The organism is Brevundimonas guildfordensis (assembly GCF_014836405.1).
Taxonomy (GTDB): Bacteria; Pseudomonadota; Alphaproteobacteria; order Caulobacterales; family Caulobacteraceae; genus Brevundimonas; species Brevundimonas guildfordensis.
In genome coordinates, this window is the sequence record NZ_JACSQU010000003.1 from 345091 (window position 1) to 363525 (window position 18435).

The 18435-nt window shown below is 69.9% G+C and carries 16 protein-coding genes and 1 pseudogene; 9 read left to right on the top strand and 8 right to left on the bottom strand.

The annotated features are described in order from the left end of the window. Positions 1 to 3: 3 nt before the first annotated feature. Entirely contained in the window at positions 4 to 1275 is a 1272-nt protein-coding gene (locus H9656_RS13180) for a pentapeptide repeat-containing protein (protein WP_191744708.1), read from the top strand. Positions 1276 to 1347: 72 nt separating this feature from the next. Here H9656_RS13180 and H9656_RS13185 read toward each other — a convergent pair whose 3' ends face one another. Beyond that, on the bottom strand, positions 1348 to 1827 hold the full coding sequence (locus H9656_RS13185) for an Hsp20 family protein (RefSeq protein ID WP_191744709.1): 480 nt from the start codon (positions 1825 to 1827) through the stop codon (positions 1348 to 1350). 265 nt (positions 1828 to 2092) lie between these two features. Here H9656_RS13185 and H9656_RS13190 point away from each other — a divergent pair, with 265 nt between their 5' ends. The 3 genes from H9656_RS13190 to H9656_RS13200 all read left to right on the top strand — a co-directional run bounded on the left by H9656_RS13190 (position 2093) and on the right by H9656_RS13200 (position 4933). Next, entirely contained in the window at positions 2093 to 2899 is an 807-nt protein-coding gene (locus H9656_RS13190; protein WP_191744710.1) for a class I SAM-dependent methyltransferase, read from the top strand. 94 nt (positions 2900 to 2993) lie between these two features. Further along, positions 2994 to 3905, top strand: a complete 912-nt coding sequence (locus H9656_RS13195) for a class I SAM-dependent methyltransferase (RefSeq protein ID WP_191744711.1) — start codon at positions 2994 to 2996, stop codon at positions 3903 to 3905. Continuing rightward, a complete protein-coding gene (locus H9656_RS13200) occupies positions 3902 to 4933 on the top strand; it encodes an alpha/beta fold hydrolase (protein WP_191744712.1) in 1032 nt (343 codons plus the stop codon). The genes H9656_RS13195 and H9656_RS13200 overlap by 4 nt, the downstream gene beginning before the upstream one ends. A 4-nt stretch (positions 4934 to 4937) precedes the next feature. Here the strand turns inward: H9656_RS13200 and hisN are convergent, their stop codons facing one another. Together hisN and H9656_RS13210 are read right to left on the bottom strand one after the other, a co-directional pair. After that, the gene (hisN, locus tag H9656_RS13205) at positions 4938 to 5720 is read right to left on the bottom strand and encodes a histidinol-phosphatase (RefSeq protein ID WP_191744713.1); all 783 of its coding nucleotides are present in this window, start codon (positions 5718 to 5720) and stop codon (positions 4938 to 4940) included. A gap of 92 nt (positions 5721 to 5812) precedes the next feature. Continuing rightward, positions 5813 to 6028 (bottom strand): annotated as a pseudogene (locus H9656_RS13210) (helix-turn-helix domain-containing protein); the annotation flags it as partial. A gap of 167 nt (positions 6029 to 6195) precedes the next feature. Between H9656_RS13210 and H9656_RS13215 the strand changes: the two are divergent. Continuing rightward, the gene (locus H9656_RS13215) at positions 6196 to 6453 is read left to right on the top strand and encodes a GlsB/YeaQ/YmgE family stress response membrane protein (RefSeq protein ID WP_191744715.1); all 258 of its coding nucleotides are present in this window, start codon (positions 6196 to 6198) and stop codon (positions 6451 to 6453) included. A gap of 72 nt (positions 6454 to 6525) precedes the next feature. Here the strand turns inward: H9656_RS13215 and H9656_RS13220 are convergent, their stop codons facing one another. After that, entirely contained in the window at positions 6526 to 6987 is a 462-nt protein-coding gene (locus H9656_RS13220) for a superoxide dismutase (RefSeq protein ID WP_191744716.1), read from the bottom strand. A gap of 131 nt (positions 6988 to 7118) precedes the next feature. On the opposite strand from H9656_RS13220, the gene H9656_RS13225 reads away from it, so the two are divergent. After that, positions 7119 to 8783 carry a phosphatidylglycerol lysyltransferase domain-containing protein gene (locus H9656_RS13225; protein WP_191744717.1) on the top strand — a complete coding sequence of 555 codons (1665 nt, stop codon included), beginning with the start codon at positions 7119 to 7121 and terminating at the stop codon, positions 8781 to 8783. 64 nt (positions 8784 to 8847) lie between these two features. Here the strand turns inward: H9656_RS13225 and typA are convergent, their stop codons facing one another. Next, positions 8848 to 10680 (bottom strand): translational GTPase TypA, encoded by a 1833-nt coding sequence (gene typA / locus H9656_RS13230; protein ID WP_191744718.1) that lies wholly within the window; start codon positions 10678 to 10680, stop codon positions 8848 to 8850. Positions 10681 to 10814: 134 nt separating this feature from the next. Continuing rightward, a complete protein-coding gene (locus H9656_RS13235) occupies positions 10815 to 11861 on the bottom strand; it encodes a YeiH family protein (RefSeq protein ID WP_191744719.1) in 1047 nt (348 codons plus the stop codon). An 81-nt stretch (positions 11862 to 11942) separates the two neighbouring features. On the opposite strand from H9656_RS13235, the gene H9656_RS13240 reads away from it, so the two are divergent. After that, positions 11943 to 12830: a LysR substrate-binding domain-containing protein gene (locus tag H9656_RS13240; RefSeq protein ID WP_191744720.1), complete on the top strand. Its 888-nt coding sequence runs from the start codon at positions 11943 to 11945 to the stop codon at positions 12828 to 12830. Between the two features lie 7 nt (positions 12831 to 12837). Here H9656_RS13240 and H9656_RS13245 read toward each other — a convergent pair whose 3' ends face one another. After that, entirely contained in the window at positions 12838 to 14886 is a 2049-nt protein-coding gene (locus H9656_RS13245; RefSeq protein ID WP_191744721.1) for an OPT family oligopeptide transporter, read from the bottom strand. A gap of 130 nt (positions 14887 to 15016) precedes the next feature. On the opposite strand from H9656_RS13245, the gene recQ reads away from it, so the two are divergent. Beyond that, on the top strand, positions 15017 to 16885 hold the full coding sequence (gene recQ / locus H9656_RS13250; protein WP_191744838.1) for a DNA helicase RecQ: 1869 nt from the start codon (positions 15017 to 15019) through the stop codon (positions 16883 to 16885). Positions 16886 to 16898: 13 nt separating this feature from the next. On the opposite strand, the gene H9656_RS13255 is transcribed toward recQ, so the two are convergent. Further along, the gene (locus H9656_RS13255; RefSeq protein ID WP_191744722.1) at positions 16899 to 17834 is read right to left on the bottom strand and encodes an alpha/beta fold hydrolase; all 936 of its coding nucleotides are present in this window, start codon (positions 17832 to 17834) and stop codon (positions 16899 to 16901) included. Between the two features lie 111 nt (positions 17835 to 17945). Between H9656_RS13255 and H9656_RS13260 the strand changes: the two genes are divergently transcribed. Beyond that, complete coding sequence (locus H9656_RS13260; RefSeq protein ID WP_225212514.1) at positions 17946 to 18386, top strand: hypothetical protein; 441 nt, start codon at positions 17946 to 17948, stop codon at positions 18384 to 18386. The last annotated feature ends 49 nt before the right edge of the window (positions 18387 to 18435 follow it).

The window sequence follows — 18435 nt, forward strand, 5'->3', positions numbered from 1 at the left end:
TTCATGAGCGACGCTGTCGAACCCGTCCGCAGGAAGCTGACTCAGGAAGAGGTCGACGCCGTGTGCGTGAAGCACGACCGGCTGTGGCAGGCGCGGCCGGGCGGGGCGCGGGCGGTGTTCGCCTGGATGGACCTCTCGGGCGTGTCTTTACGCGGCCGCAATCTGGCCGACGCCGACTTCACCGCCGCCTGTTTGATCGGCTGCGACCTGACCGGCGCCAAGCTGGACAACGCCAACTTTTTCGGCGCGGACATGCAGGACGTGACCCTGATCGACGCCAGCCTGCGTCGGGCGGATCTGCGCGGCGCCTGTCTGCGCGGCGCGGACCTGTCGGGCGCCGATCTGTTCGAGGCGGACCTGCGCGAAGGGACCATCGCGGCCAAGGACGCCAAGCTGGGTTTCCGCGTGGTCGAGGCGAAGAAGCGGGCGGACACCGAGGCGCAGGGCGCGGTGCTGGCCGGCGCCAATCTGCAGCGTTCGCGCATGACGGGCGTCATCGCCGTGGCCGCCGACTTCACCGACGCCATCATGAAGGACTGCAAGCTGGTCCGGGCCAACCTGAAACAGGCCAGCTTTCGCGGCGCCGACCTGGCCGGGGCGGACCTGTCGGGGGCCGATCTGTCGGGCGCGGACCTCACCGACGCCATTCTGGTGGGGGTCAAGGCGGCCATGTGGCGGACCGACGGGGCCAATATGGACGGCGCGCTGGTCGATAACCGCCCGGCGGGCGAACCGGTCAGCCAGATGCCCGCCGCCGAGATGCTGCGCGAGCACGCCCAATGGTGCGAGACGGGCGGGGCCGAGGGCCAGCCCTCGGTCTTCGACGGCGTCGATCTGCGGCCGCTGGAGTCCATTCGCGGGCTGAACCTGACGGCGCTGTCGGCCAAGGGGGCGGTCTTCTACGGCCTGGACATGGAGGGGGTGCAGCTTCAGGGAGCGCAGCTGGAAGGCGCGGACCTGCGCTCAGCCAATCTGCGCCGGGCGGACCTGCGCGGGGCGCGACTGACGCGGGCGCGACTGAACGGGGCGGACCTGCGCGAGGCGCAGTTGGGACCGTTGATGCTGACGGCGGATCGGCTGCTGCCGGCCGACCTGAGCGGGGCGGCCCTGCGCGGCGCTGACCTGACGGGGGCCGACCTGCGACGGGCCGTGCTGGTCGAGGCGGACCTGAGCCGGGCCATTCTGCACGGCGCCCAGACCAAACAGGCGGACTTCACCGACGCTCAGACCGGCGGCGCGCGGGGGCTGGACATGACGGATCTGAGCGCTGGCTGATTGGGGCGGCCGCCCACGAAAAAGGGGCGACGCGAACGCCGCCCCTTAGACCGGTTAGTCTGGTGAGACGGCTCAGGCCGCCTTCTTGGCCTTGGGTTCGGCCTTGCCTTCGATCAAAGCCGAGCCGGTGGCGATCTCGATGCTGCGAGGCTTGAGGGCCTCGGGCAGTTCGCGCTTCAGCTCGATGGTCAGAAGGCCATGGGCCAGGGCCGCGCCCTTGACCACCACATAGTCGGCCAGCTGGAAGCGGCGCTCGAAGTCGCGCTCCGCCAGGCCGCGATGCAGGAAGGTGCGCGCGGAAGCGCCGTCGTCGTTGGCGGCCTTCTTGCCGGTGACGGTGAGCAGGTTTTCCTTGGCCTCGATATTCAGCTCGTCGGCGGAGAAGCCGGCGACGGCGATCTCGATGCGATAGGCGTCCTCGCCCGTCGTTTCGATATTGTAGGGAGGCCAGCCGTTTTCCGAACCGGAGCGCGCAGCGCTTTCCAACTGACGGACCAGACGGTCGAAACCGACGGCGGAACGGTACAGCGGCGAGAAATCATAGGTACGCATAGGTCATCCTTCTGACATTCAGCAAGGTTGAGCCGCCCGGCGATTTGGCCCCGGACGACGGAGGGTTTCAGCCCCAGCGGTCCGCATTCGGCCCCGTCAGGTCTGGAGAGCCCGGGATCGGCGCTCTCGGATGAAGAGGTAGGAGGCCGTTTTTCGGGCGCAAGGGGCCGCGCGAAATCGCCGCTCCGCCCCATCGACGCCTTGCAGAGGCCGCGAAGCGCCGTAAGGATTTTACCTTCATCAGTCGGAAGCGACCGGAGCCCTCATGCGAACCCTCGCCTTCATCGCCCTTGCCGGGGCCGTCCTCGGCTCCCCCGTCCCCGCCCTGGCGCAAGCCGCGCCGTCCGACGCCGCGCCCCTGCCGCGACGCGAGGGCCTGTCGATGGAGATGCCGACCCTCAGCGAGGACGCCGCGCTTCAGGCGGCCGTGGCCTCGACCAGCCGCCCTGAAGCCGACCGGGCGCGCGACGGCGAGCGCCATCCGTTCGAGACACTGACCTTCTGGGGGTTGCAGCCGGGCCTGACCGTCGTGGAGATCGAACCGGGCCGCGCCGGGTGGTGGCGCAACATCCTGGAGCCCTATGCGGCGGCGACCGGCGGGCGCTATGTCCCGGTCAACCGTCCGACCGAGGGTATGGGCGTCGCGGACGGCTCGGCGGACATGGTCGTGGTGGCCCGCGCCTTCCACAACTGGTCGCGCGATGGCCGGGTCGAGCCCTATCTGGCGGCCTTCTTCCAGGCGCTGAAGCCGGGCGGCGTGCTGGCTGTCGAGCAGCATCGCGCGGCCGAAGGGCTGAACGTGACGGAGACGGCGCCGAACGGCTACGTCCCCGAGAGCTGGGTCATCCACGCCGCGCGCCGCGCCGGCTTCGAGCTGGAGGCGCGTAGCGAGCTGAACGCCAATCCCAAGGACGACAGGGATCACCCGTTTGGCGTGTGGAGCCTGAAGCCGACCCGCACGTCCGAGCGCGACGGCCGCGCCCTGACGCCCGACGAACGCACGGCGCTGGACGCCATCGGCGAGAGCGATCGCATGACGCTGCGCTTCCGCAAGCCCTATGCGGCCGACTGAAGCGCCTTATGACAAAGCTGTGCGTGATTTTGACCCTGGCGCAGAAGCGCCTTAAGCCCCAAGCGAAGACATCCGGCGGCGAGAGGAAGCGCGCATGACAGACCGATCGACGCGGCGATCCGTCCTGGCCGGCGCCAGCGCCCTGGCTCTGGTCGCGCCCCTGTTCGGCCTGGCCGCTTGCGGCCGTAAAGAAGAGGCGCCGACGCCCGCCGAGCCCGAGGCGCCCAAGGGGCCGCCGGAAGGCTCGCTGGAATGGGCGGTCGCCGGGTCTTGGCGCACCGCCGACGACAAGGCGCGCGACGCCTGGCGCCATCCCGTCGAAACGCTGCGGTTCTTCGGCCTGCAGCCGAAGATGACGGTCGTCGACTTCTGGCCGGGCAGCGGCTGGTACGCCGAAATCCTGGCCCCCTATCTGAACCGGGGCGGTGGAACGCTTTACTTGGCGGGCTTCGTCGAGGGGCCGAACGCCGACCCGGCGCAGGTCGCCATCAATAACGCCCTGAAGGCCCGCATCCTGGGATCCAAGAAGCTGTACGGGCCGGTGCAGTTCACCGCCTTCGGCCCCGGCTCCGAGCCGGTAGCGCCGGCGGGATCCGCGGACTTGGTGCTGTTCATGCGCTTCATCCACGCCTGGATGGCGGCGGGGATCGCTGAAAAGGCCTTCGCCGACGCATTCGCCGCCCTGCGCCCGGGCGGGATCCTGGGCGTGGAGCAGCACCGGCTCCAGCCGGACGAGGACCAGGACCCGGCCGCCGCCAACGGCTATGTGCAGGAAGCTTTCGTGCGCCAACTCGCCGAGGAGGCGGGATTCGTCTTCGTCGAGGCGTCCGAGATCAACGCCAACCCGGCCGACACGAAGGACCATCCGTTCGGCGTTGAGACCCTGGCGCCGCGCCGCCTGACGGCTCCGCTGGGCCAGCCCGCCGACCCTGAGTTCGACCGGACCAAATACGACGCCATCGGCGAAAGCGACCGTATGACCCTGAAGTTCAGGAAGCCCGAGTGAGCCGCCCCGCCGCCTTCGCCGCCCACGCGCCCCTGATGGGGGTTCCCGGCGCCGCCTGTCCTCCCGGGGGAGAGGGCGACTGGTTCCGAGGCGCAGGCGGATTGCGCCTGCGCGCCGCCTTCTGGACGCCGTCGAGCCTGCAGGCCAAGACGCCGCGCGGGACAGTGGTGTTGAGCCCCGGCCGGACCGAGCCGATCGAGAAATATTTCGAGCTGATCGGCAACTTCCTGGCGCGCGGCTTCTGCGTGCTGGCGCACGACTGGCGCGGGCAGGGGCTGTCGGCGCGGCTGTTGCCGGACCGGCTGCGCGGGCACGCCCGGGCGGTCGAGGAGTTCCTGGACGACTACGCCCGCCTGCTGGACGCCTATGAGGCGCGCGCGCCCAAGCCGTGGATCATGGTGGGCCATTCGATGGGCGGGTGTCTGAACCTGCTGACGCTCGAGACGGGCGAGAGCCGGTTCGGCGGCGCTCTGCTGTCCAGCCCCATGCTGCGGATCAAGACCGGCAAGCGCTCGATGTGGACGGTCAAGCTGGCGGTGCGCTGGGCGCTGCGCAACGGCAAGGCGGGCGACTACGTCTTGGACGACCCTGACGACCCCTTCGACCATACGTTTGATAACGACGCCCTGACCTCGGACCGGGCGCGCTATGATCTGTGGCGACAGCAGCTTTACGCCTGTCCGCACCTGGCGCTGGGCGGCCCGACCTGGGGCTGGCTGGCCTTCGCTCTGGATGCTGGCGAGCGAGCGCTGAAGCCGCGCGCGTTGAAGAGCGTGAAGATCCCGGTGTGCGTGGTTCAGGCGTCCGAGGACGACAAGGTCTGGAAGCAGACCAATCGCTGGGCGGCCCGGCGGCTGGGACGCGGACGTTACGTCGAGGTTCCCACGGCCAAGCATGAGGTGATCATGGAGGTCGACGACCTGCGCGGGGTCTTCCTGCACGAGTTCGACGCCCTGGCCGACTACGTGGCGCCGGGGCCTGAGGACGCTCCGGCCTCTCCGGCCGCGCGGACGGTCGAACCCGCCTGATCGGTCAGGCGGCGGCCAGCAGGGGCAGGGCCTGATCCGTCAGGCGCGCATCGCCGACCGCCAGCACGCGACCGTCCGATTCATGCGGGGAATGGCCGCGCCAGTCGGTGAACCGGCCGCCCGCCGCCTCGACCAGCGGCTTGAGCGCCGACCAGTCCCAGACTCGAAGCTCGCTTTCCGCCACCAGGTCGATGCTCCCCGCCGCGACCATGGCGTAGGCGTAGCCGTCGCAACCCAGCCGTGCCAGGCGAGACGCGGCGCGGAGCCGGTCCCAGGCGGCGCGGTCGGCTCCGGTGAAGATTTCGGGGTCGGTGGTGGCGATCAGCGCCTGGTCCAGGCGCTCGCAGGCCCGGGTCTTGAGCAGGGTCTCGTCCTGGCCCTTCAGCAGGCGCGCCCCGGACAGGCCGCCCAGAAAGATCTCGCCGAGATAGGGCTGGCCGACGGCGCCGATGGTCGCGGCTCCGTCGCGGCGCAGGGCGATCAGGGTGGTCCACAGCGGCAGGCCGGCGATGAAGGCGCGGGTGCCATCGATGGGGTCCAGCACCCAGACGTGTTCGGCGTCGGGCCGATCCTCGCCGTACTCCTCGCCAATCACGCCATGATCGGGATAGCGGGCGCCGATCAGGCGACGGATGGCGGCCTCGGCGGCGCGGTCGGCCTCGGTGACCGGGTCGAAGGCGCCAGGCCCGCCCTTGTCGTCCTGAGTGAAGACGCCTCGGAAGAAGGGCAAGGCGACGCGCGCGGCTTCATGCGACAGCTCGACGGCGAAGGATTCCAGCTCGGTCATGCGACCCGGATACACGCTCCGTCGGCGCGGCGCGACCTTCAGGCGGCGAGCGTCGGTTGCTGGGCGGGAGCCGAGAGCGAGACGGGCTCGACGGTCAGACCGTCGTAGAAATAGGTGACTGGCGTCTCCAGCGCCTCGGCCAGGTCCCACAGCCGGGCGGCGGACAGGCGGTTGGCGCCGCATTCATATTTCTGAATCTGCTGGAAGCGGACGCCCACCCGATCGCCCAGCTGTTGTTGCGTGAGCCCGAGCAGTCGGCGGCGGCGGCGCAGGCGACGGCCCAGGTGCAGATCGATCTCGGCGGCCATGACCTTCTCCTTGGTTGACGTTGTGCCGCTTCGGCACGTGACAGGAGACGTCTCGCAAGAGCCGTGCCGACTTCCCCTCTGCGGGGAAGATGCAGGGCCGCAAGCAACCGTGAGGCGCGATGCGCATTAACGGCCAAGGCAGACAGCCTTTTCAGGAAGGAAAAGACATGGGTGGATTTGGATTCATCGCCTGGATCATCATCGGCATCATCGCTGGATGGCTGGCGGAGAAGATCATGAAGCGGGAACACGGCCTGGTGACCAATCTGATCGTGGGCGTGGTCGGCGCCCTGATCGGCGGGTTCCTTGCGAACAATCTGCTGGGCGTGGACGCGGCCGGCAACTGGATCGTCGGCATCATCGTCGCCACCATCGGCGCCGTGGTGCTGCTGTTCCTGCTTGGATTGGTGAAGCGTCGCGCCTAAGCGCCAGCGGCCATGTCGCAAACTTAAGGGGCGGCCCATCGGGCCGCCCCTTTTGTCATTAACCGCGGAGTGTTAGTGCGGTTCGTCGCCGTTCGGTTCGTCGCTGGGCTCATCGGCCGGCGGCGCGTCAGCCGGCGGCGCATCGGCTGCAGCGTCGGGGGTCGGCTCGGCCGCATCCGAAGCGATCGGCGTAGCCGACTGAACGTCCGAGGCGGTGGCTTCGACGACGATGTCGGCGCCGTCCTGACGAATGCCGGCCAGCGGCACCGGGCGAACCTGACCGTCGGCGGTGCGAACCGTCAGTTCCTGGCCATTGGCGCCGTTCTGGACGCCGACCAGCTTGCCGATTTCCGAGCCATCGGCGCTCTTGACGGTCGAGCCCGGCGTGAGGGTCAGGCTCTGGGGTTGAGCGGCGGCCGCCTCAGCAGGGGCCGGCTCGGGCGTCTGCGGCGTCGTGGCGTCCTGGGCGAAGGCAGGGGCGGCGATGAACAGGGCGCCGGCGATGCCGGTCAGCAGGGCGGTCTTGCGGATCATGAGAAACTCCTGGAAGGGCGAGCTCGGCGCTCGTGAAAAAATGAAACCCGCGTGATCGATGATGGTTTCGCTTGCCCTGAAATGACCTTCTACTGGCCGCAAACGGCCGATTCTTGCTCTTTGGAGGCTGGTTGCCCAAGTCCGCCGCAAAACATGACCCCTGGCGGATCACGCGCCGTCTCGCGGGGCTGGTCTATGAGCTGACCCCGCAGATGTTCGCGGCCGCCGCCTTTTCTCTGGGGGCGGTGATGTTGCTGTCGGCGGTGACCCCGGCGTTCAACGACCGGCTCAGCGCGTTGGGGCGCTTCTATCCGCCGCTATTGATCGATCTGTCGCACTTCGCCGCCAGCGTGACCGGCTTCGTCCTGCTGCTCCTCTCGGCGGGGCTGTGGCGGCGACGGCGCGGCGCCTATTACGCGGCGCTGGCCGTGCTGACGGCGGGGGCGGTCTTCTCCCTGCTGAAGGGCCTGGACTGGGTTCAGGCGATCGAACTGACCGTGGCGGCGGCCCTGTTGGCGCCATGCCGGGCAGCCTTCAATCGCCGGTCGCGTCTGGGCGAGCCGCTGCGGCCGGGGTGGCTGCTGATGCTGGCGGCGGCGGTGGCGGCCATGCTGTGGCTGGGCTTCTTCGCCTATCGCGACACGGCCTATACGGACGAGCTCTGGTGGACCTTCCTGGTCGATAAACAGGCGTCGGGCTTCCTGCGCGCCGGGGCGGTTTTGGCGCTGCTGACCCTGGCCGTGGCCATACGTTCGCTGACGACGGCGCCGGGCGCCCGCACCCACGGCCCGGCCGCGCCCGAAGAGATCGAACGTGCCCGACAGACGCTGGCGAGCGCCGAACTTGCGCCGCCCGAGGCCGAACTGGCCTTGTTAGGCGACAAGGCCCTGCTGTTCAGCCCGTCCGGCCGCAGCTTCATCGCCTACAGCGTGCGGGGACGGCGCTGGATCGCCATGGGCGAGCCGGCGGGGCTGAGGTCTGAGCGGCTCGAACTGCTGTGGGCCTTCGCCCTGCTGGCCGACAGTTACGGCGGGGCCGCGGTCTTCTATTCGGTCGGCGAGGGACTGCTGGCGGACCTGGCCACCCTTGGGCTGGCGGTCCGCAAGGTCGGGGAGGCCGCCGTGATCGACACCGCCCGCTTCACGACCGAGGGCAAGGGCAAGCAGAACCTGCGCACCGCCATCAATCGCGCCGCACGCGAGGGGGCCGCTTTCGAAGTGGCGCCGCCGGGCGCGGCGCGCGAGCTGGAGGCCGAACTGCGCGCCGTGTCGGACGCGTGGCTGAGGCACCACAACGGCTCGGAGAAGGCTTTTTCGCTCGGCCGGTTCGATATCGACTACCTGGACCGCCAGCCCCTGGCCCTGGTGCGCGAGAACGGCCGCATCGTCGCCTTCGCCAATCTTCTGGTCGGGGCGGGCGGGCGCGAAGCGATGATCGACCTGATGCGCTACGACCCCCAGGGGCCGAACGGAGTGATGGACTATCTGTTCACCCGCATCGCGCAGTGGGCGCGCGATCAGGGACTGGCGCGGCTGGATCTGGGCATGGCCCCGCTGTCAGGCCTTGAGGATCGGCGGACGGCGCCGGTCTTCGCTCGCGTCGGCGCCCTGGTGTTTGAAGAGGGCGGCGCCGTCTACGGCTTTCAGGGCCTGCGCGCCTACAAGGCCAAGTTCGGCCCCGACTGGCGATCCAAGTTCATCGCCGCCCCGCCCAGCACGCCCCTGCCTCTTGCCCTGCTGGACGTGGCCCTGCTGACTAGCGGCGGCTGGCTGGGGCTGCTGGGGTTGAAGAAGTAGCCGCGGCGCACAAAAAAGGCGGCTCTTGCGAGCCGCCTTCATCGTTTCAGCGTCCCGTGGCCGATCAGTCGGCGCGGACGCGCTTCTTGCGGAAGGAGGGGTTCAGGACCTCTTTGCGCAGGCGGATCGACTTGGGCGTGACCTCGACCAGTTCGTCTTCCTCGATATAGGCGATGGCCTGCTCCAGGCTCATCTTGCGCGCCGGGGTCAGGCGCACGGCCTCGTCCTTGCCCGAGGCGCGGACGTTGGTCAGCTGCTTGCCCTTGATGGGGTTGACGTCCAGGTCGTCCGAACGGCTGTTCTCGCCGATGATCATGCCCTGATAGGTCTTTTCGCCGGCGCCGACGAACATGACGCCGCGGTCTTCCAGGTTCCACAGGGCGAAGGCCGCCGTGTCGCCGTCCGAGTTCGACACCAGCACGCCCTTCAGACGGCCCTCGATGGCGCCCTTGTGGCCCTCATAGTGGGAGAAGACGCGGTTCAGCACGCCCGAGCCGCGCGTGTCGGTCAGGAACTCGCCCTGATAGCCGATCAGCGAGCGCGACGGGCACTTCAGCTGGATGCGGGTCTTGCCGGCGCCCGAGGGACCCATGTCGGTCAGCTCGGCCTTGCGGGCCGACAGCTTCTCGATGACCACGCCCGAGAACTCGTCGTCGACGTCGATGACCACGTCTTCGATCGGCTCCATGCGCTCGCCGTTTTCGCCGGTCTGATAGACCACGCGCGGACGGCTGATCGACAGTTCGAAGCCTTCGCGACGCATGTTCTCGATCAGAACGCCCAGCTGCAGTTCGCCGCGACCGGCGACTTCATAGGCGTCGGAGTCCGGCGTCTGGGTGATGCGGATGGCGACGTTCGCTTCGGCTTCCTTCAGCAGGCGGTCGCGGATGACGCGCGACTGCACCTTGTCGCCTTCACGACCGGCCAGGGGGCTGTCGTTCACGCCCACGGTCATGGAGATGGTCGGCGGGTCGATCGGCAGGGCGTCGAGGGCCTCGGTCACTTCCAGGGCGCACAGGGTGTCGGCCACGGTGGCCTTGGACATGCCGGCGATGGCGACGATGTCGCCCGCCTCGACGCCCTCGTCGATCGGCTGGCGCTTCAGGCCGCGGAAGGCCAGCACCTTGGTGATGCGGCCCTGTTCGATGGTCTTGCCGTCACGCGACAGAGCCTTGATGGCCATGCCCGGAACCGCCTTGCCCGAGTGGATGCGGCCGGTCAGCAGGCGGCCGAGGAAGGGGTCGCTTTCGATCAGGACGTTCAGGATCTGGAACGGCTCGTTGACGCGCGCCTGGGCGGCCGGGGCCGGGACGTGGTCGACGATCAGGTCGTACAGCGGGTGCAGGTTGTCGTTCGGCTGGGCCAGGTCCAGCGTCGCCCAGCCCGAACGGCCCGAGGCGTAGATGACCGGGAAGTCCAGCTGCTCGTCCGTGGCGCCGAGGGCGGCGAACAGGTCGAAGGTTTCGTTCAGCACCCGGTCCGGGTCGGCGTGGGCGCGGTCGACCTTGTTGATGCACAGGATCGGACGCAGGCCCATCTTCAGCGCCTTGGTCAGCACGAACTTGGTCTGGGGCATGACGCCCTCTTCGGCGTCGACCAGCAGGACGCAGCCGTCCACCATGCCCAGGATGCGCTCGACCTCGCCGCCGAAGTCGGCGTGGCCCGGCGTGTCGATGATGTTGATGCGCGTCTCGCCCGCCTTGCCGTTCCACTGGATCGACGTGCATTTGGCCAGGATGGTGATGCCGCGCTCGCGCTCCTGATCGCCGGAGTCCATGACGCGCTCGGTCGTGGCCTCATTGGCGCGGAACAGGCCGGACTGGGCCAGCAGGGCGTCCACCATGGTCGTCTTGCCGTGGTCGACGTGGGCGATGATAGCGACGTTACGAAGGTTCATATCGGGCTCGGGCGGACTGTGTTCGGTCACGGATGGGCCGCGCCGCTGCAAGAAGATTGCAGAAAAGGGAAGGGTTCGGCGCGCCTCTTACAGGGATGCGGGCCAAAACGCCAGTCCGGTGCGCGCTCAGTCGATCAACCCAGCGGGATGAGAGCGATCACCCCCAGCGCCAGCAGGCCGATCAGCAGGGCCGACAGGGCGGCGACGGCGGCCACGCGCGGCCCGGCGCGCAGCACGGCGCGCGGATCGACCATCAGCCCCAGCGCGGCCATGGCGATCAGCGTCAGGGCTGACACCGACACCTGCAGCGGCGGCAGGACCGTCTCGGGCAGCCAGCCCGGCGAGCGGGCGGCCATCAGGGCCAGAAAGACCAGGATGAACCAGGGCGCCATCTGATGCAGCTTGGGCCCGCGCCCGCCTGCGGCTTGCTTCGACCGCATCAGGCCCAGGACCAGACAGACCGGTCCCAGCATCAGCACGCGCACCAGCTTGACCACGGCGCCGGTCTGGATGGCGGCCAGTCCGGCGGGCGCGGCGGCGGCCAGCACCTGGGGCACGGCGTAGACGGTCAGGCCCGCCAGGACCCCGACCCGCGTAGCGTCGTAGCCCATCAGCGCCCCGACGGCGGGGACCAGAAGCACTACGGCGATGCCCAGAACGGCGGTGAAGCCGATGGCGGCAGCCACGTCCTGCCCCTCGGCCTCGATGACGGGGGCGACGGCGGCGATGGCGGAGTTGCCGCAGATGGCGTTGCCGCAGGCGACCAGCAGGGCCATCGCGTGCGGCAGGCCGAACGCCCGGCCCAGGGCGTAGCCGCCGAGGATGGCCAGGGCGACAACGCCGACGATCGCCAGCAGCAGCCACGGCCCCAGCGCCGCCACAGCCGCGCCTGAGACGGTGGCGCCCAACAGGGCCACGGCGACCTCCAGCAAGGTCTTGGCGCTGAACTTCACCCCCGGCGACCACAGCGCCGACGGCGTCCAGACCAGACGCAGGGCCGCCCCGATCAGGATGGCCAGCACCAGCCCTTCGATCCACGCCTGCCCGAACAGCCGCGCTTCGATGAGTTGCAGGCCGAAGGCGAGGGCGCCGATGCCAGCGGACAGGGCGACGCCGGGCAGGAGCGCCAGCGGGCCGGTCAGGCGGCGAGGGGCGGCGGCGGGAGCAAGCGCGACGGTCATGACCGCCTTATCTGCTCAGCCCTCTGATCGATCCAACGCGTAGTTGTGGACTTAACGATCGATATAATCGATCAATCGTGCATGACGCTGGAACAACTTCGCATCTTCGTCGCCGTGGCCGATCGCCTGCACATGACCCGGGCGGCCGAGGCGCTGCATCTGACCCAGTCGGCGGTCAGCGCGGCGGTTCAGGCGTTGGAGACGCGGCATGGCGCGCGGCTGTTCGACCGGGTCGGGCGGGGGCTGGTTCTGAACGCGACGGGGACAGCCTTTCTGCCGGAAGCCAAGGCGGTGCTGGCGAGAGCCGAGGCGGCCGAGCGGCTGCTGGACGAATTGGCGGGGTTGAAGCGCGGCTCGGTGCGGCTGTTCGCCAGCCAGACCATCGCCGCCTATTGGCTGCCGCCGCGCATGGCCGCCTTCGCCCGCAGCCATCCGGGCATCGACCTGCATCTGGCGATCGGCAACACCCACCAGGTGGTCGAGGCCGTGCTGGCGGGCGAGGCGGAGCTGGGCCTGATCGAGGGCGCCGAGGATGCGCCGCGTCTGGAGCGGACCCGGATCGGCGCCGACCGGCTGATCGTGGTGGCGGCGCCGGATCATCCGTTGGCCGAACAGGAGGGGGTGTTGGGAGCGGCGGACCTGCGGGCGCTGGACTGGGCCTTGCGCGAGCCCGGTTCGGGCACCCGCAGCGAGTTCGAGGCCGCTCTGCCGCGCGGAATGAGAGCGTCGGACCTGAAGACGGCGCTGGTGCTGCCCTCCAATGAGGCGATCCTGACGGCGGTGGCGGCCAGCGGCGGCGCCGGCGGCGGGCTGGTGACCGCCATCTCGGAACTGGCCGCCCAGCCCCTGATCGAGGCGGGGCGGCTCGTCCGTCTGCCGCTCGACCTGCCTGAGCGGCCCTTCTATCGGCTGCGGCACCGCGAACGCGGCGCCAGTCGGGCGGCGGAGGCGTTCGCCGCCGCCCTATAGGCCGTCGTTAGACCTGGGCGGCGCGGCGGCGCACCCAGGCGTACAGGGCGTAGGTCAGGCCCACGAAGGCGATCAGCCCCGCGATCATGGCGGGCCAGGCGCTGTCGGCCGGCAGCAGGGCGAAGGGCGCCTCGTTCCTGGAGCTGACGATGATGGCGGCGGTGAGGACGCCGAACAGGCTCTCGCCGACGATCAGGCCCGAGGCCAGCAGCACGCCCATGCGGCGCGCCACGTCGGCGTAGCGGGTCGACTTGACCGCCCGGTCGTACAGCCAGCCGCAGACGGCGCCGACCACCAGCATGGTGGTGACGGCGGCCGGCAGATAGACGCCGATGCCGGCGGCCAGCGGCGGCAGCTTGATCCGGTCGTTCGTCGTGCGGCGCAGGATGACGTCGAGGATGATGACCCCGACGCCGACCACGGCGCCGATGCCGATCAGGTCCCAGCGCAGGTCGCCCGAGATGACGCCCTTGGCCAGGGCCGAGATCAGGGTGGCCTGGGGCGCGGCCAGGGTCTGGGAGCCCTGAACGATGGCGGGCGGGCCGCCCTCGAAGCCGAAGGCCTGGTTCATCATGTCCAGCACGAAGGGGATGACCAGGGCGCCGGCGACGACCCCGACCAGCAGGGCGGTCTGCTGACGCCAGGGCGTGGCCTCGACCAACTGGCCGGTCTTCAGGTCCTGCAGGTTGTCGTTGGCGATGACCGCCACGGCGAAGACCACGGCGGTGACGATCAGGGCGAAGGCGACGACCGACGGATCGGCCGGCACGCCCGCGATCGCCAGCACGCCCAGCATCAGCAGGGAGGCGATGATGATGGCCAGGATGCCGACGCCCGACACCGGGCTGTTGGACGAGCCGATCAGACCGGCCATGTAGCCGCAGATGGCGGCGACGGCGAAGCCGATGACCACAACATAGACCAGGCCGCCGACGACCAGCAGGGGCGCCGAACCGGCCAGGGCCGTGCCCTGGGCCACGACCGCCAGCAGGACGGCGATGCCGACCAGGGCGGCGACCGACAGCAGGCCAACGATCTTGATGGGAATGTCCTGCTCGGTCAGTTCCAGCGCCTCGCCGTGGGCGCGGCGCGACTGGGCCGTCAGCGCCGAGGCCAGGCCCGCGACCAAAGGCTTGGCCAGCTTGGCCAGGGTCCACAGGGCGGCCACGCCGATGACGCCGGCGCCGATGAAGCGGACCTCCTGCGCCCAGACGGTCATGGCCAGGCCTTCGGCTCCGGCGTCGGCCGGGACCGAGGCGGCGACCGACGGCAGGCCGTGGGCGGCGGCCCAGGCCGCGAACTCGGGCGAGGTCAGGATGGGCACGAAGATCAGCCAGGCCAGAACCAGGCCGAACAGCTGGGTCAGGCCGACGGCCAGGCCGATCAGATGGCCGGCGCCCAACAGGGCGAACTGCATGGAGAAGCCCACGCCGGTGGCACCGCCGCCCAGCGCGGCCGGAAGGCGCAGGAAGGCGGCGGTTTCGGCGGCGAAGACGCGCGCGGCGGCCAGGAAGCCGAAGAAGGCCGAGGCGATCGCCCCGCCGATGACCACGAACAGGCCGGAGCGGTTCTCGCGCACGGCCTCCTGGGTCTGCTCCGCGCCGGGCGAGCCGACCTTGAGCACCTCTGCGGCGGCGACGCCTTCGGGGTAGGGCAGGCCGCCCTGCACCACCAGGGTGCGCCGCAAGGGAATGGAGAAGGTCACCCCCAGCACGCCGCCGAGGATGCAGATCATCACCGACTCCCAGAAGGGGAAGTTCATCCACCAGCCGATCATGACCAGGCCGGGCAGGACGAAGATGATCGAACTCATGGCGCCGCCGACCGAGGCGACGGTCTGGACGGTCATGTTCTCCCAGATGGTCGAGCCCCGGAACGCCCGCAGCAGGGCCATGGAAATGACCGCCGCCGGAATGGCCGAGGCGAAGGTCAGGCCGACCTTCAGCCCCAGATAGGTGTTGGCCGCCGTGAAGACCGCCGCCAGCAGACAGCCCAGGATCAGGGCGCGGATGGTCAGTTCGATTCGTTTGCCGGTTCCGGCGGGCGTGTCCGTCATGCGGGGCTCTTCTTCCGTTGTTGCGCGGAGGTAAGCCCGAAAGCCGCCTCGTGACAACGGGGAGCCGCGCATCGCGACTGCGCGGCGATGACGGGATGACACCTCGGAACGAATGCGGCACAACCCCGCCATGTTCGACCCTCGCCCGACCGACGCCGCCTTTCCGACCCTGGACGAGGCGCGGCGCCTGCTGGAGCGGGTCTGGGGCCATGCGGATTTTCGCGGCCTGCAGGCCAGCGTGATCCAGGAGGTCCTGGCCGGGCGGGATGTCATGGCGGTGCTGCCGACCGGCGGCGGCAAGAGCGTCTGTTATCAGGTGCCCGCCATCCTGAGGCCCGGGGTCGGACTGGTGGTGTCGCCGCTGATCGCCCTGATGACCGATCAGGTCGAGGCGCTGAAACAGCAGGGGGTGGCCGCCGCGCGTCTGGATTCCGGCCTGACGATGGATGAGCGTTCGGCCGTGTGGCGGGCGGCCCGGGCGGGCGAGCTGGACCTGCTCTACGTCTCGCCTGAAGGGCTGGCGTCCGGCGCCATGCTGGACCGGCTGGCCGAGCTGCCGATCAGCCTGATCGCCATCGACGAGGCCCACTGCGTGTCCCAGTGGGGCCACGACTTCCGGCCCGATTACCGCACCCTGGGCCGACTGGCCGAGATCTTCCCCGGCGTGCCGCGCATCGCGGTGACGGCGACGGCCGACGCCCGCACGCGCGACGACATCCTGGCCTCGCTGCGGCTGGGCGAGGCGCGGGTCTTCGTCGACAGCTTCGCCCGGCCCAATCTGCAGCTGTCGGCCGAGCGCAAGGTCAACGGCTCGCGCGCCCGCACTGACGCCGCCGTCATCGAACTGGTGCGCGAACGGCGCGGCAAGTCGGGCGTGGTCTATTGCGGCAGCCGCGACGGCTGCGAGCGGGTGGCCGACGCCCTGAGGGACGCCGGAAGCAACGCCATCGCCTATCACGCCGGTTTCGACGCGCGCGAGCGCGACCGGCGGCTGGAGCGCTTCCTGGCCGAGGACGGCGCCGTCATGGTCGCCACCATCGCCTTCGGCATGGGGGTGGACAAGCCGGACGTGCGCTTCGTCATTCACGCCGATCCGCCCGGTTCTCTGGAGGCCTATTGGCAGGAGATCGGCCGCGCGGGGCGCGACGGCGAACCGGCCGAGGGCATCACGCTTTACGGCCCGTCCGACATCGCCTGGTCCCTGCGTCGCCTTGAGGGGCGCTCGATGGCCGAGGAGGTCAAACAGGTCCAGACCCGCAAGGTGCGCCAGCTGTTCGCCATGCTGGACGGCGCCACCTGTCGGCCCCAGGCCGTGCGGCGCTATTTCGGCGAGCAGGACGCCCAGCCGTGCGGCGTCTGCGACATCTGCGGCGACCCGCCCGCCACCTTCGACGCCGTGGTTCCCGCTCAGAAGGCGCTAGCGGCCGTCCAGCGGCTGGGCGAACGCTTCGGTCGGACGCGCGTCATCGATCACCTGCTGGGCAAGACCAAGGAGGTTCAGCCGTGGGAGGCCGGGCTGTCGACCTGGGGCATCGGCGCCGACCTGTCGCTGGCCGCATGGCGCGACGTGATCGACCATCTGCTGTTCGAAGGCCTGCTGGTCGAGGACCCCAACGACGGCAAGCCGATCATCCGCCTTGGCGAGGCGGGGGCCGTTCGGGCCGTCTATCGCGGCGAGCGGCCGGTGCGGGTGCGTCAGGCGCCGATCCGGGCCGTGGCGCTGGACAAGCCGCGCCGCAACGCCGGGCGCAATCTGGCGGTCGAGGGGCTGGACGCCGATGTGCGCGCCCGTTTCGAGGCCCTGCGCGCCTGGCGCCGCGACCGCGCCATCGAGCAGCGCGTGCCGCCCTACGTCATCTTCCAGGACAAGACCCTGGTCGAGATCGCCCTGCAGGAGCCGCGCGGTCTGGACCAACTGGGGGGCATCGCCGGCGTCGGCGCGGGCAAGCTGGAGCGCTATGGGCCGGCGGTGCTGGAGGTTCTGGAGGCGGTGGCGTGAAGCCTTCTTCGGATCAGCGCAGGAAGCGGTCGACGGCCTGCTGGAACTGACGCGGCCGGTCGATCATGACCATGTGCTCGGCGCCCTCGATCCGCTCGAAGGTCGCGGGGCGGGGCAGGGAGCGGTAGCCGTCGCGGAACAGGCCGTCGACGTGGCTGCGCGGGCTGTCGGCGTCTGGGCTCCAGCCATAGACGACGGTCACCGGGGCCTGGATCAGCGGCAGGCGCGAGCGCAGATCCACCGTCATCACCTCATACAGGCCCTGGGCCAGGACACGCCGGTCGCCCCCCTGCCAGCCCAGGCCGTTGAACAGGCTGTCGGCGGCGCCGCCGAGCTCCAGCCCCATCGAGGCGGCCTGGGTGCGCAGGACCTGGTCGCCCAGCAGCATCAGGCCCTGATAGGCCAGCCGCGCCAGGGGCTCGACATCGCCCACCGTCGAGCCGGGGCTGATCAGGGACGGAAAGAAGGGCGAGGCGTCCACCACCATGACGCGGCCGACCCGCTCGGCGCCCTCCGCCGCAATGCGCAAGGCGACCTGGCCGCCCATCGAATGGCCGATCAGGGCAGGGCGGTTCAGCCCCGTCTCGTCGATGTAGCGCAGGATCTCCGCCGCCGCCGGACCGCCCAGCCGGCCTTCGGCGTTGCCGGCCGCCGCCAGCGGGCCAAAGCCGCGCACGGTGACCAGGTGCACGCGGTAGCGATCCTGCAGCGCGTCGGCGGTCCGGCTCCAGACCGCCGAGGTCGACGCCAGGCCGGGGATCAGCACCACGTCCGGCCCCTGGCCACGCGTTTCAACGACGATGCGGGAGGACTGGAAGGCCGCCGGGGCGACGCTGGCTGCCGGAGCGGTCGGAGCAGCCGGGGCGGTTGCGGCTCGCGCCGTCGCGCCCGCCGCGACGGCCGTCAGGCTCAGGAAAAGGGCGATTGGGACAGCGGGGAACCGGCTCATGGCGTCACCCTGCCGTCAGATAGCGGCGAAACCTCGGCGAGCGCCTCGTGCGACGACGGATTGAATTTTTCTCCGATCAGGAGTGAAATCAGCAAATCAGGGGAGGTTCTGATGAAGACATCCATCATCGCCGCGTTCTCGGTTCTGGGTCTGGCCGCATCGCCCGCCTTGGCCGAAAACTGGAACGTCATTTCACGCAGTTCGGCCACCGTATTCATGGTGGACGTGGACTCCATCGCTCAGGCGGACGGGGTGACCAGCGCCCGCCTAGCCCGGGTGCCGGCCAAGGGCGAGTCGACCGATCTGTCGTACAGCGCGGGGACCGTCGCCTTCCGCTGCGCCGCCAATCAGTCGAAGGCGGGCGAAGAGATCTACTACGGCCCGGACGGGGCCGAGCAGGAGCGGATCGACGACGGCTACGATTTCGAGCCGATCGCGCGCAATTCGCTCGACTCCTACGTCAAGGAGCTCGTCTGCGAAGACAAGCGTGCAGCGGCGAGCTTCCCGACGATCCGCGCCTTCATCGAGGCCGGACGGCCGGAATCGCGCTGACCTTGAGACTGGCCGGGTTGTCCGCCTGATCGCTTGGAGTTAAGGCCGC